10 protein-coding genes are annotated in these 13,423 nt (G+C 67.4%); 4 read left to right on the forward strand and 6 right to left on the reverse strand.

The genetic code is table 11. The features are described from left to right. Positions 1 to 83 precede the first annotated feature (83 nt). The 4 genes from ileS to dhaM all read left to right on the forward strand — a co-directional run bounded on the left by ileS (position 84) and on the right by dhaM (position 5,581). Positions 84 to 3,215: an isoleucine--tRNA ligase gene (gene ileS, locus DEQ92_RS00940; RefSeq protein WP_115804856.1), complete on the forward strand. Its 3,132-nt coding sequence runs from the start codon at positions 84 to 86 to the stop codon at positions 3,213 to 3,215. Between the two features lie 171 nt (positions 3,216 to 3,386). Next, a complete protein-coding gene (gene dhaK / locus DEQ92_RS00945; RefSeq protein WP_004976917.1) occupies positions 3,387 to 4,385 on the forward strand; it encodes a dihydroxyacetone kinase subunit DhaK in 999 nt (332 codons plus the stop codon). Positions 4,386 to 4,499: 114 nt separating this feature from the next. Beyond that, positions 4,500 to 5,198 carry a dihydroxyacetone kinase subunit DhaL gene (gene dhaL, locus DEQ92_RS00950; protein WP_004976919.1) on the forward strand — a complete coding sequence of 233 codons (699 nt, stop codon included), beginning with the start codon at positions 4,500 to 4,502 and terminating at the stop codon, positions 5,196 to 5,198. Further along, a complete protein-coding gene (gene dhaM / locus DEQ92_RS00955) occupies positions 5,195 to 5,581 on the forward strand; it encodes a dihydroxyacetone kinase phosphoryl donor subunit DhaM (RefSeq protein WP_004976921.1) in 387 nt (128 codons plus the stop codon). The genes dhaL and dhaM overlap by 4 nt, the downstream gene beginning before the upstream one ends. Before the next feature lie 88 nt (positions 5,582 to 5,669). On the opposite strand, the gene ptsH1 is transcribed toward dhaM, so the two are convergent. The 6 genes from ptsH1 to glpA all read right to left on the reverse strand — a co-directional run bounded on the left by ptsH1 (position 5,670) and on the right by glpA (position 13,361). Next, positions 5,670 to 5,945, reverse strand: coding sequence for a phosphocarrier protein HPr (ptsH1, locus tag DEQ92_RS00960; protein WP_004976923.1), 276 nt, complete (start codon positions 5,943 to 5,945; stop codon positions 5,670 to 5,672). A gap of 99 nt (positions 5,946 to 6,044) precedes the next feature. Beyond that, complete coding sequence (locus DEQ92_RS00965) at positions 6,045 to 7,115, reverse strand: hypothetical protein (protein WP_049905200.1); 1,071 nt, start codon at positions 7,113 to 7,115, stop codon at positions 6,045 to 6,047. 3 nt (positions 7,116 to 7,118) lie between these two features. Beyond that, the gene (gene glpK / locus DEQ92_RS00970) at positions 7,119 to 8,651 is read right to left on the reverse strand and encodes a glycerol kinase GlpK (protein WP_050459082.1); all 1,533 of its coding nucleotides are present in this window, start codon (positions 8,649 to 8,651) and stop codon (positions 7,119 to 7,121) included. 363 nt (positions 8,652 to 9,014) lie between these two features. Next, a complete protein-coding gene (locus DEQ92_RS00975) occupies positions 9,015 to 10,325 on the reverse strand; it encodes an anaerobic glycerol-3-phosphate dehydrogenase subunit C (protein WP_115820316.1) in 1,311 nt (436 codons plus the stop codon). Further along, positions 10,322 to 11,590, reverse strand: coding sequence for a glycerol-3-phosphate dehydrogenase subunit GlpB (gene glpB, locus DEQ92_RS00980; RefSeq protein ID WP_115820664.1), 1,269 nt, complete (start codon positions 11,588 to 11,590; stop codon positions 10,322 to 10,324). Before glpB ends, DEQ92_RS00975 begins: the two co-directional genes overlap by 4 nt. After that, entirely contained in the window at positions 11,577 to 13,361 is a 1,785-nt protein-coding gene (gene glpA, locus DEQ92_RS00985) for an anaerobic glycerol-3-phosphate dehydrogenase subunit GlpA (RefSeq protein ID WP_004976931.1), read from the reverse strand. Before glpA ends, glpB begins: the two co-directional genes overlap by 14 nt. Positions 13,362 to 13,423: the final 62 nt, after the last annotated feature.

The following is a 13,423-nucleotide window of genomic DNA, read 5'->3' on the forward strand; positions in this document are numbered from 1 at the left end:
TGTCTGAGTCGGACCCGCCGGAACGCCCGACCGACGCGGACCAGACCCGCCGTTTTGATATATATCCGCGAGAAGGACGGGGTATGGAAGACATCGCAGACCAGTACACGCCGTCGGACGTGGAGTCCGTCGTCGGCGAGTACTGGGACGAGAACGACGCGTACGAGGCGACGAAGGAGGCACACGCCGACGACCCGTCGTTCTTCTTCGTCGACGGCCCGCCGTACACGTCCGGCCAGATGCACCTCGGCACGGCGTGGAACAAGACGCTGAAGGACGCCGTCATTCGGCACAAGCGCATGACGGGGCATCAGGTCACGGACCGCCCCGGCTACGACATGCACGGCCTCCCCATCGAGGTCAAAGTCGAAGAGGAACTCGGCTTCACCTCGAAGCGCGACATCGAGGAGTTCGGCATGGAGCAGTTCATCCAGAAGTGCAAGGAGTTCGCCGTCCGCAACCGCGAGGCGATGGACGAGGACTTCCAGTCCATCGGCGCGTGGATGGACTGGGACAACCCCTATCAGACGCTCTCGCCCGAGTACATGGAGTCCGCGTGGTGGGCCTTCTCGAAGGTCGCCGAGAACGGACTGGTCGAACAGGGCAAGCGCAGCGTCAACTACTGCCCGCGCTGTCAGACCGCCATCGCGGCAAACGAGGTCGAGTACGACGAAATCACCTCGCCGTCCATCTACGTCAAGTTCCCCCTGAAGGGCCGCGAGGGCAACCTCGTCATCTGGACGACGACGCCGTGGACCATCCCCGCCAACACGTTCGTCGCCGTCGACGGCGAGATGACGTACCAGGAGGTCCGCGCCGAGAAGGACGGCGAGAGCGAGGTGCTCTACCTCGCCGAGCCCTGCGTCGAGGAGGTCCTGAAGAAGGGCCGCTACGAGGACTACGAGGTCCTCTCGGAGGTCACGGGCGAGGAGATGGTCGGCTGGGAGTACGACCACCCGCTCGACGGCGTGGTCGCCGAGTACGCCGACTTCGAGGGCGCGGGACAGGTGTACACCGCCGACTACGTCGAGGCCGACCGCACGGGCCTCGTCCACTCCGCTCCCGGTCACGGTCAGGAAGACTTCGCCCGCGGGCAGGAACTCGGCTTGGACGTGTTCGTCCCCGTCGACGACAAAGGCGAGTTCACGGAGCAGGGCGGCGACTACGCGGGAACCTTCGTCCGCGACGCCAACCCCGAAGTCATCGAGGACCTCGACGAGCTCGGCCACCTGCTCCACGCCGGCGAGCACGACCACCGCTACGGCCACTGTTGGCGCTGTGACACGGACATCATCTTCCTCGCCACCGACCAGTGGTTCATCACGGTCACGGACGTGAAAGAACAGCTTCTCGACAACATCGAGGAGTCCGAGTGGCACCCGCAGTGGGCCCGCGACAACCGCTTCCGCGACTTCGTGAGCGACGCGCCCGACTGGAACGTCTCCCGACAGCGCTACTGGGGCATCCCGCTTCCCATCTGGGTCCCGCAGGACGCCGACGCCGAGGGCGCACAGGAGATGATTGTCGTCGGCACCCGCGAGGAACTCGCAGAGCGCGCCGACCAGGACGTCGACCCCGAGACGGTGGACCTCCACCGGCCCTCGGTCGACCCCATCACCATCACCGAAGACGGCGTGACCTACGAGCGCGTTCCCGACGTGTTCGACGTGTGGATAGACTCCTCGGTCGCCACGTGGGGCACGCTCGACTTCCCCGGCGAGACCGAGGCCTACGACGAGCTGTGGCCCGCCGACCTCATCATCGAGGCGCACGACCAGACCCGCGGGTGGTTCTGGTCGCAACTCGGCATGGGCACCGCCGCGACCGGCGAGTCGCCGTACAAGGAGGTCATCATGCACGGCTTCGCCAACGACAAGGACGGCCGCAAGATGTCGAAGTCCGTCGGCAACATTGTGACGCCCGAGGAGGCCATCGACCGCGCCGGCCGCGACCCGCTTCGCGCCTATCTCCTCAGCCACGACCAGCAGGGCGTGGACCTCTCGTTCGAGTGGGACGGCCTCGCCGACACCCAGTCGACGCTCAACATCTTCTGGAACGTCTTCCGGTTCCCGCTTCCGTACATGGACCTCGACGGCTACGACCCCGCCGAGGCCGACCTCTCGGAGGGCGAACTCACCGTCGTCGACGAGTGGGTGCTCTCGCGGCTCCAGACCGTCGAAGCCGAGATGGCGGACGCGTGGGACGACTACGAGGTCTCCACCGCGCTCAACACGCTTCTGGACTTCATCACGCAGGACGTCTCGCGCTTCTACGTGAAGGCCATCCGCGAGCGCATGTGGGACGAGGAGGACTCGGCGTCGAAGCTCGGCGCGTACGCCACGCTCTCGACGGTGCTCTCGGAGTCCATCCGGCTCATCGCGCCCTACGCGCCCTACATGGCCGAACGGATGTACCAGCGGCTCGACGGCTCGGAGACGACCGTCCACATGCTGTCGTACCCCGAGGCCGACGAGGAGCGCCGCGACGAGGAACTCGAAGCCAACATGGCCGTCCTCCGCGACGTGGAGGAGGCCGCGGCGCACGCCCGCCAGCTCGGCGGTCGCAAGCTCCGCTGGCCCGTCTCGCGCATCGTCGTCGAGTCCGAGGACGCCGAGGTCGCCGACGCGGTCGGAGCCCTCTCGGACCTCCTCGCGGAGCGCGTGAACACCCGCGACGTGCAGGTCGTCGAGGGCTTCGACGAGCTCGTCGAGACCGCGGAGCCGCAGATGAGCGTCATCGGGCCGGAGTTCGGCGCTGACGCCCAGAAAATCATGGAGGCCGTCGAGGGCCTCTCGCGCGCCGAAGTCGAGTCCGGCGTCGAGGTCGACGGCGAGACGTACGACCTCACAGACGAGATGGTCTCGTACCGCGCCGAACCCCCGGAACACGTCACCGGAGCCGACTTCGAGGGCGGCACGGTCTACGTCGACACCGAACTCACCGACGACATCGAGTCCGAGGGCTACGCCCGCGACGTCATCCGCCGCATCCAGGAGATGCGCAAACAGCTCGACCTCGACGTCGAGGCCGAAATCGACGTGTCGCTCGCGGTCGACGACGACCGCGTCGCCGGCTTCGTCGAGGAGAACCGCGACCTCATCGCCGAGGAGGTCCGCGCCCGCGAACTCGACCTCGGAAGCGCCGACGGCGAGACGGTCGAGACGTGGGACGTCGAGGACGTGTCCGTGACCATCGCGGTCACGCAGCTCGACTGAGGCGGCCCCGCGCGGTCCCCGGTCGCTGGCGGCGGTCGGCCGTCACTCGGTCGCCGCGCCCACCACCCGCAAAATAGCGGGTGACGTGCCTCGATTTTCGCAGACGACGCCGGCTTCGACTTCCGGCTGACCAACACTTTTGGCCTCATCGACCGTGATGGACTGTGAGTCATGAAGAAACTCATCAACGAACCCGGAGCGGTCGTAGACGAGATGCTCGACGGGATGGTGGCGGCGCACCCCGAACTCCGCCGGCTCGACGGCACGAACGTCCTCGTCCGCGGCGACGCGCCGGTCGATGGGAAGGTCGCGGTCGTCTCCGGCGGCGGGTCGGGCCACGAGCCGACGCACGCGGGCTATCTCGGCGAGGGGATGCTCGACGGCGCGGCGGCGGGTGAGGTGTTCACCTCGCCGACGGCCGACCAGTTGAACGAGATGATTCAGGCCACGGACGCGGGCGAGGGCGTCCTCTGCGTCGTCAAGAACTACGAGGGGGACGTGATGAACTTCGACACCGCGGCCGAGATGGCCGCCATGGAGGGCGTCGAGGTCGAGCAGGTCGTCGTCAACGACGACGTGGCCGTCGAGGACTCGCTGTACACGTCCGGTCGTCGCGGCGTCGCGGGCACCATCTTCGTCCACAAGTGCGCGGGCGCGAAGGCCGCCGCGGGCGGCGACCTCGAAGCGGTCACAGCCGTCGCCGAGAAGGTCGTCGACAACGTGCGCACGATGGGGATGGCGCTCACCTCCTGTGTCACGCCGGAGAAGGGCGAACCGACGTTCGACCTCGGCGAGGACGAAATCGAACTCGGCATCGGCATCCACGGCGAGCCGGGCACCGAGCGCGCCGACATCATGAGCGCCGACGAGATAACCGAACACCTGACCGAGAACGTCCTCGACGACCTCGAACTCGACGAGGGCGAGGAGGTCGTGACGATGGTCAACGGCATGGGCGGCACGCCGCTGTCGGAGCTGTACATCGTCAACCGCAAGCTCCAGTCCATCCTCGACGACCGCGGCATCGAGACGTGGGACGCGTGGGTCGGCGACTACATGACCTCGCTCGACATGATGGGTTGTTCGGTCTCCGTACTCCGCGTCGACGACGAGCTGAAGGAACTGCTCGGCGCGCCCGCTGAGACGCCCGGCCTGACCGTCACCGAGTAAGCGGCGACGCTCGCCGAGCACGTTCGGGGGCGACTCCCGACGCATCCACCGATTTTTCGCGGCAGAACAGTCCCGCGGGACAAGGGATTAACGACAGGCCGACGAAGGACAGCCATGGCTGACGCAGAGACACAACGCGAAGCGGTGCTGGACGCGCTCGACAACGTCGCCGAGCGCCTCGCCGAGGAGAAGGAGTACCTCACGGACCTCGACTCCGCCATCGGCGACGCCGACCACGGCGCGAACATGGAGCGCGGCTTCGGCAAGGCCGCCGACAAGCGCGAGGAGTTCGCCGAGATGGAGCCGAACGAGGTCGTCAAGAACGTCGGGACGACGCTCATCTCGAACGTCGGCGGGGCCTCCGGTCCCCTCTACGGCGGCTCTATCATGTTCGCCAGTCAGGAACTCGAAGGCGGCATCACCGCCGAGACGTCGGTGGCGTTCGCCGAGGCGTACCTCGACAAGGTCAAGGACCGCGGCGGCGCGCAGGTCGGCGCGAAGACGATGGTCGACGCGCTCGTCCCCGCCGTCCACACCTACAAGAAGTCCATCGAGCAGGACGACCTCCCGCCGCTCGAAGCCCTCGCCAAAGCCGTCGACGCGGCCGAGCGCGGCGTCGCCTTCACGGTCCCCATCAAGGCGCTGAAGGGCCGCGCGTCGTTCCTCGACTGGCGCTCGGTCGGCCATCAGGACCCCGGCGCGACGAGTACGCTGTTCATCCTCGAAGAGCTGCTTGAGACGGCCGAGGAGTACCTCGACGGCGAGGTCGACCGCGACGCTCGGGCCGAAGACGCTGTCGGGAGAGCGGAATGATTGGCCTCGTCGTCGTCTCGCACAGCGCGAAGGCCGCCGAGGGAATCGCCGAGGTCGCCGCGCAGATGGGCGGCGGCAACGCCCGCATCGTTCCCGCCGGCGGCGACGAGGACGGCATCGGAACCTCGCCGGACCGCATCCGCGAGGGCATCGAGGAGGCCGACGACGGCGACGGCGTCGTCGTCCTCGTGGACCTCGGCAGCGCCGTGATGAACGCGGAACTCGCCATCGAGATGGCGACGGATTCCGAGGCGGTCATCGCCGACGCGCCGATTCTGGAGGGGACGCTCAACGCGGCCGTCGAGACGACGAGCAAGAAGGCGACGCTCGACTCGGTCGTCGAGCGCGCCGAGGACGCCCGCGACTACCGAAAGCTGAACTGAGCGACCGGCTGGCGACCCGGCCGCAGTCGCCGACGCGTGCCGAGAAGAGACACCGCCGCGGGGCGCGGCGGACCCGGACCGGGGTTTCCTATTCTTCGTCGCCGGCTTCGGGCGTCGAGAGCACTGCTTCGAGGGCGTCGAGCGCCGCTTCCGCGTCGTCGCCCTCCGCGACGAGGCGAATCTCCTCGCCGTGTCCGACGCCGAGGCCGGTGACGGCGAGCATACTGGCGGCGGGGACGAGGTCGTCCTCGTCGGCGCGGCCGAGTTGCACGTCGGCGTCGAAGGAGTTCGCGGTCTCGACGAACTGCGAGGCGGGACGAGCGTGGAGGCCGTCTTTCGGGACGACAGCGACGATGCGTTCCATACGTTCGGTATCGACCGGGGAGCGTTATCGCTACCGGTTGCGGAACGCGGCGAAGAAAAATCGTGAACGACGTGTGCGGGGCCGGAGGCGTCCGGGCCGTTAGGGCCCGAGTCCGAGGTACGCCGAGTTGGGGATAGCCCCGAGCAGGAACAGCACGCCGATGATGAGCGAGTAGATGGTAATCGACATCGCTGGCGGGTCCACGTGGGTCCCGGAGTGGGCGTACGCGACACGCTGGGTGACTTCGCCGAGCAGCGCGCCGATGAGACCACCGACCGCGGCGGCGACGATGATGAGCGGTTCGCTCCCGCCGACCATCGGCGCGGCGACGGCTCCGAACGCCGACCCACCGAGGGTGATGTGGTGGGTGACGGGAATCTTCTCGACGCCGAGGTTCAAGAACAGCAGGCTGGCCGCGGAGATACCGTAGGCGAGGAAGAAGCTCTCCGTGATGAGCCACGTCCAGCCGCCGAGGATACCGGCTCCGAGACCGATGACGACGATGTTGACCCACTTGTACTGGTGGGGAAGCCACGGTTCGGTCGCGGGCCGACCGCTGCCGTCGCCGCGCATCGTTCCCTTCTCGAACGGCGACATGTCGAGGAGGCCGCTACCGGCGGGCGAGCCGATGAGCGGGTAGCCGAAGGCGATACGCGCGATGAACGCCGTCGTCATGACGGACAGCGCGACGCTGTCGAGCGGGAGGCCGATACCGCCGGCGACGCGGGAGATGAGGAGCCCGAGGACGCCGAAGAGGCCGCCGACTGCGAGGATGTCGGGCTGCGTGCCGAACGCGTACGTGATGTCCTTACCGAAGTGGTAGCCGCCCTCGCTGGGGTTCATGTCCGCGTACCGCTTGCCCGCGTAGGCGCTGGCGGCGACGCCGCCGGCGAAGGCGATGTGCGGGCCGACGAACGGGCCGAACCCGATGCTGCCGGTGATACCCGTGCCGAGTTCGCCGGCGGTGATGAGGTCGGCTCCTTCGAACTGTCGGATGACGATGCCAGCCGTCTCGCCGAGCAGCACGACGAAGCCGGTGAAGATGAACGACGGCAGTGCGCCGATGGCCGCGCCGAACATCCCGCCCGCGAACGCCGCGAGCAGGAGGACGACGAACCGCTCGGCGCTGACGCCGATGACCGGAATCTGGAGTGCGAATGCTTCGAACACGAGTTACTCCTCCCGTGCCCAGTCGAGCGAGCGGTCGACGGCCTCTTTCCAGCGGCCGTAGCGCGCTTCGACGTTCTGTGGGTCTTTCGGGGCGAACTCGCGGTCGACCTGCCAGTTCTCGCGGAGTTCGTCGAGCGTCTCCCAGTAGCCGACGGCGAGGCCGGCGGCGTAGGCCGCGCCCAGCGCGGTCGTCTCGTCGACCTGCGGGCGGACGATCTCCGTGTCGAGGATGTTCGACTGGAGCTGGCAGAGGAAGTTGTTCTTGACCGCGCCGCCGTCGACGCGGAGGCTGGAGAGGTCGATGTCGCTGTCGGACTCCATCGCCTCGGCCACGTCGCGCGTCTGGAACGCGATGGACTCGAGCGTCGCGCGGACGATGTGCTCGCGGCGGGTGCCGCGGGTCATACCGACGATGGTGCCGCGGGCGCGCTGGTCCCAGTGGGGAGCGCCGAGGCCCGTGAACGCGGGGACGAAGTAGACGCCGTCGGTGGACTCGACCGACCGAGCGAGCTTCTCGGACTCGGCGGCGTTGTCGATGAGCGTCATGTCTTCGAGCCACTCGATCGCCGCGCCGGTGATGAAGATGGAGCCTTCGAGGGCGTACTGGACCGGTTCACCGGAGCGCTGGAAGCCGACGGTGGTGAGGAGGCCGTGTTCGGACATGACGGCCTCGTCGCCGGTGTTCATCAGCATGAACGAGCCGGTGCCGTAGGTGTTCTTCGCGTCGCCGGCGTCGAAACAGGTCTGGCCGAACAGCGCGGCCTGCTGGTCGCCGAGCGCGCCGGCGACGGGGACTTCCGCGCCGAGGAAGCCGTCCGCGTCGGTCTCGCCGTAGTGGTCGTCGTCGGACGACGGGCGGACCTCGGGGAGGAGTTCGCGGGGGACGTTAAACTCGTCGAGGAGTTCGTCGTCCCACTCCATGTCGTGGATGTTGAACAGCATGGTCCGCGACGCGTTCGTCACGTCCGTGATGTGGTTCCCCGTCAGATTGTAGATGAGCCACGTGTCGATGGTCCCGAAGGCGAGTTCGCCGTCGGCGGCGCGGTCTCGGATATCCTCGGGTCGGGAGCGCTGGAGCTTGATGGGGTCGGAGTTGTCCAGCAGCCACTCGGCTTTCGTCGCGGAGAAGTACGCGTCGGGTTCGAGACCCGTCTTCGCGCGCACGTCGTCGGTCTTGCCGTCCGCCTCGAGCGTCTCGATGCGGTCGGTCGTTCGACGGTCCTGCCAGACGATGGCGTTGTGAATCGGCTGTCCGGTCTCACGGTCCCAGATGAGCGTCGTCTCGCGCTGGTTCGTGATACCGATGGCTTCCAACTGCTCGGCGTCGAGTCCGGCGCTTCCGAGCGCCTCGTCGATGACCTTCTTCGTGTTGTCCCAAATCTCGTTCGCGTCGTGTTCGACCCAACCGGGCTCTGGGTAGATCTGTTCGTGCTTCTCGTAGGCGTTGGCGACCACCTTGCCGTCGTGGTCGAACACCATGAACCGCGTGCCTGTGGTACCCTGGTCGATGGCACCGACGTAAGTTTCTCCTGACATTTCTAACCAACCTCGATACGAACTCTCGGTGTGAGAGTCCTACCACTACAAACGTGTACAAATTATATGATAAATGTTTCTTTACTACTGCCTTGCATATTGTGGAGAGCAAAATCACACTATAGGGACTGAAACGCCGGAATACGGCGTCTACTATTTCACACGGGCACTATTTCACCCGTTTTAATCGAGGACATAATCGGGCGGACAAAACGGACGATTCGGTCGAACGACGGACAAATCCGGCGATTAATGAGCAACAATCACCGGAAAGTCGCCGTCGAATCGTCGCGCGCGCCGAGCGCGACGGCGTTCGAGTGGTCCGGCGCTCGAACGAAGGCGTTCGTCAGCCGTGCGCGCGTGTCAGACCAGCGCCTCTTCGAGGAGCTGGAGCGGGTGTTTGATGTCGTAGCCCGTTCCGTGCTCCATCTGCATCGAACAGGTGGGACATTCGGTCATGCCGACGTTCCCCTGGGCGTGCTCCATGTGGTCGAACATGTCCGCGCCGATCTGCATCGACTTGTCGTACTTCTCTTCCTTCCAGCCGTAGGTGCCGGAGATGCCGGAACAGGAGTCACCCACGTCCTCGATGTCGACGCCGTCGAGCTGGCGGAACAGCTCGACCGCCTGTCGGTCGAGCCCCTGATTGCGGCCGTGACACGGCGCGTGGTACGCGAACGACTGGTCCTCGACGGACGCTTCTCGAACCTCACTTTCGAGGTCCTCGTGGATGCGCAGGTACTCGAGCGCCTCGTAGGTGTGCGCCGAGAGGTCCTCGATGCCGTCGATGTCGAACAGTTCGGGGTACTCCTGGCGGAGCGACATCGAACAGGAGGTACACGACGCGATGATGTCGTAGCCCTCGGGGATGAGCCCCGCGAAGTTCTCGACGTTGATGCCGGCGGCGCGCTTTGCGTCGTCGAGCATGCCGTTCGCGAACATCGGCGTCCCCGAACAGCGCTGTTTGGGGACGACGACCTCGTAGCCGAACGACTCGAAGAGGCGGACCATCGCCTTGCCCACCTCGGGCGTGTTGTAGTTGGAGTAACAGCCGTGGAAGTAGGCGACGCGCTTCTCCTCGGAGCGGACCTGCGGGCCGCCGCGTTCGTTCCACCACTCGCGGAACGTCTGGGTGGCGAACTCGGGGAAGTCGCGCTCGGCCGTGATGCCGAGCACCTTCTCGTTTATCCGCTGGACGACCGAGTTGCCCATGACGGCGTTCGCCAGCCGGGGGAACATGCTGCCCAACTGGGCGAGCGTGCCGTAGTTGGCGAGGATGCGGTTGCGGATGTACTCCCGCGAGAGCTTGTCCATCTCCTCGTCGACGTACTCGCCGCGGGCCGTGTTGTGCATCTGGCTGAGCGGGACGCCCGAGGGACAGGCGTCGTCACAGCGCATGCAGTTCGAACACGACATGATGGAGTCGTCGACGGCCTCGTCTTCCTTGCGCTTGAGCCGCCACTGCTCCGGGCCCTGGAACTTCGGCCCGGGGAACTCGTCGTCGACTTCCGCGACCGGGCAGGACACGTCGCAGGCGGTGCACTTGTAGCAGTTGTCCGCGCCCGGTCGGAGGTCCATGTCGGTGCTGTCGGGGAACACCTCGACGGCCTCGAAGTCGTCTGTCTGTGCGTCGGGAGTCAGCGTCGGGTTGCCTGGGGATTCTGCGTCACTCATCTGGTTGCCTCCTCGCCCGCGAGTCGGCCGGCGACGGCACCCGTCGCCAAGGAGACGCCGCTCGCGGATTTCTCGCGCGCCACGTCGGCACCGCCGACGACGCCGCCCGCGGCGCGCAGGTTCTCGAAGTGCGGTTCGCCGTCTTCGCCGGTCGGTCGGAGTTCGTCGTCGGGGACGACGCCGAAGCGCGCGAACGCGTGGTCGCCGAACGCCTCGGGTTCGGACCAGTCGTAGCGGTCCTCGGGGTGCGGGACGTGACAGCCGAAGACGGGCTCAGTGACCGATTCTCGGTCGGAGTCGAGGCCCTTGCCGACGAGGCCGCCCGTCGCGAGAACGACCTGGTCGGCCGAGTAGGGCGTCGGTCGGCTCTTCTGGTCGACGACGACCGTCTCGACGCGGCCGTCTTCGGCCTCGAAGTCGACCGCCGGGTTGCCCGCCGAGATTCGGACGCCCGCCTCGTCGAGCGCGTCGAACAGCATGTCTTCGAGCTTGAGCCCGGGCAGGCTCGGCGGGCCGGTCGGCACCTCGAAGACGGGGACGCCGAGGCGGTCCGAAAGCTCCGCGCGGACCTCCTCGTCGTGGTCGTCGCCGAGCATCGCCGGGAAGCCGACGCGCGACTCGCCGTCCAGTTCCTCGGCGACCGTGTCGGCGAGGGCCGAGCGAACCGTGCCGCCGTCGACGTCCTCGTCGCGGTCGAGCGCCTTGGCGAACCGCGTCACCTTCGCGTCGGCGCGGAACCGCTTGGGGAACTCGACGGTGACGCCGCGGGGCGAAAACGGCACGCTGGCGGCCGTCAGGTGGTCGGCCGCGACGGGCGCGTCGAAGTCCGTGAGGCCCGCGAAGCCGACCAGAAGCATGTCGCCGGAGGTGCTGGCGAGACCGGGCGCGACCGACTCGGGGTAGCGCGCGGTCGGCTTCACCGCGCCGCCGTGAGTCATCACGAGCGCGTTCGAGTCGGTGTGGCCGCCGCGGTAGGCGTCGCCGACCGCCTCGTCGAAGATGCGGAGGCCGGCGCGGACGCCGTCCTCGCCGACGACGTGGTAGGGGTGTCCCTCCGGGAGCGCGTCGAGGCCGGCGTAGGGGTCCGAGAGGGGACCGTCGCCGCCGGCGTAGCCGAGCACGTCGACGAGGCCGCTGGCCTGCCGGAGCGTGCTCTTCTTGTGGGCGAGCAGGCGCACGCGAGCGCCCGTCTCCGCGGCCGAGAGCGCGGCCGTGCAGGCGGCGATGCCGCCGCCGATGACGAGCACGTCGTCAGTTATCGCCATCGGCACCTCCGAGCGCGTCGTCGTCCGCGCGGTCGGTTCGCTCGCGGCCGCCGTCCGCGACCGCCCCGCCGGACGCGACGCCCGAGGCGTCGCCCTCCGAGGCACCGCCGTCGTCGAAGGCGGCGAAGTCGATGTCGGCGTCGGCCGCCGCGGGGTCCTCGTCGCGGTTCATCGTCGCCGCGTGGAGCATGTGCTTCAGCGCGGTCTGTGAGAGCTGCGTGCCCCACATGGCGTGGCGCTCGCCCTTCCAGCGCTCCTGGTAGAGGTCGTCGAGGGACGCGCGAATGGTCTCCTCGTCGTACTCGGGGGCGAGTTCGTTCGCCATCCGGTGACAGCAAATCGCGCCCTGACAGTTGCCCATCGAGGCGCGCGTCTGGATGCGCACGGAGTTGAGTTCCGTACCCGCGGTGTCGAGAGAGTCCTGAATCTCGGCGCGGGTGACGGCCTCGCACTCGCAGACGACCGGGTTGGGGTCGACGCTGTTGAGCACCTCGTCGGCGCGCGAGCCGAGTCGCTGGGCCGACCGGCGGCCGATGGGCGACCGCAGGCCGAAGTCGTCCATGTAGTCGCGGAGGACGGTGAAGTCCTCGCTGCCCGGTAGCGGCACGTCGGCGGTGCGGCACTCGGCCTCCACGTCGAGCTTCTCGCAGACGTGGTCCGAAATCTGCTCGGCCATCATCCGGTAGGTCGTGAGTTTGCCGCCGACGATGCTCGTCATGCCCGGCAGGTCGTCGCGGTCGTCGTGGTCGAGCAGGAAGAACTCGCGGGTGATGTCCGTCGGGTCCTCCGTGCCGGTGCCCGGCGGCTCGTACAGCGGGCGGACGCCCCAGAAGGAGCGAATCGTCCGCGCCTCGGCCAGCATGGGAACGAGCTCCGACAGCGTCTCTATCATCAGGTCGACCTCCCAGCCCTCCTCGGGGTAGTCCTCGGGGTCCTCGACCTCCTCGTCGGTCGTTCCGAGGATGCACGTCGTCTCGTGTGGGACGATGATGTCGGCGTCGCCCTTCGGTCGACAGCGGTTGACGACCGTGTCCACCTGCCGAGTGTTCATGATGGTCATGACGCCCTTCGAGGGGCGAACTTCGACGTCGACGCCGGCGAGGTCACCGATTTGGCCGGCCCACGCGCCCGTCGCGTTGACGACGTAGTCGGCGCGGATTTCCTCGACTTCTCCGGGTTCGCCGTGGACGTAGGGCCCGGTGCCGGTCTGGTGGGTGACCTCGACGCCGACGACCTCGCCGTCCTCGACGAGCACGTCCGTGACCTCCGAGTGCGTCTCGATGCGCGCGCCGTGTTCGACGGCGCTCGCGGCGTTCGCCACGCAGAGACGGAACGGGTCGACCGCGCCGTCCGGCACCTTGATGGCGCGCTTGATGTCCTTCGCGAGGTACGGTTCTATCTCGCGCGCCTCCTCGGCTGACAGCACCTCGGCGGGGATGCCGCACTCGCGACAGCCCTCTAACTTCTTCTCGAAGTACTCGTCGGAGTCCTCGGGGCGCTGGACGAACAGTCCCCCCGTCATCTCGACGCAGTGGCCGGCGATTCGCCGCAGGACCCGGTTTTCCTCGATACACTCCTTGGCGGACGGCTGGTCCGACACCGCGTACCGGCCCCCGCTGTGGAGGAGTCCGTGCATCCGCCCCGTCGTCCCGTGTGTGAGATTCCCCTTCTCGACGAGGGTCACGTCCAGCCCGCGCATCGCGAGGTCGCGCGCGATGCCCGTGCCGGTCGACCCCCCGCCAATGACGAGGACGCTCGGCGATTTTTTCATCTGTCTTTCGTGAGGTAGGACCGACGGCACTTTATTTTACCTTCACTCGTCTCGCGCCCCGT

The organism is Haloferax sp. Atlit-6N (genome assembly GCF_003383195.1).
GTDB lineage: Archaea > Halobacteriota > Halobacteria > Halobacteriales > Haloferacaceae > Haloferax > Haloferax gibbonsii.

Bases quoted from the DNA above. Each gene is read 5' to 3' on its own strand.
- ileS (WP_115804856.1), top strand. From the start codon at position 84: ATGGAAGACATCGCAGACCAGTACACGCCGTCGGACGTGGAGTCCGTC.
- dhaK (WP_004976917.1), top strand. From the start codon at position 3,387: ATGAAGAAACTCATCAACGAACCCGGAGCGGTCGTAGACGAGATGCTC.
- dhaL (WP_004976919.1), top strand. From the start codon at position 4,500: ATGGCTGACGCAGAGACACAACGCGAAGCGGTGCTGGACGCGCTCGAC.
- dhaM (WP_004976921.1), top strand. From the start codon at position 5,195: ATGATTGGCCTCGTCGTCGTCTCGCACAGCGCGAAGGCCGCCGAGGGA.
- ptsH1 (WP_004976923.1), bottom strand. From the start codon at position 5,945: ATGGAACGCATCGTCGCTGTCGTCCCGAAAGACGGCCTCCACGCTCGT.
- glpK (WP_050459082.1), bottom strand. From the start codon at position 8,651: ATGTCAGGAGAAACTTACGTCGGTGCCATCGACCAGGGTACCACAGGC.
- DEQ92_RS00975 (WP_115820316.1), bottom strand. From the start codon at position 10,325: ATGAGTGACGCAGAATCCCCAGGCAACCCGACGCTGACTCCCGACGCA.
- glpB (WP_115820664.1), bottom strand. From the start codon at position 11,590: ATGGCGATAACTGACGACGTGCTCGTCATCGGCGGCGGCATCGCCGCC.
- glpA (WP_004976931.1), bottom strand. From the start codon at position 13,361: ATGAAAAAATCGCCGAGCGTCCTCGTCATTGGCGGGGGGTCGACCGGC.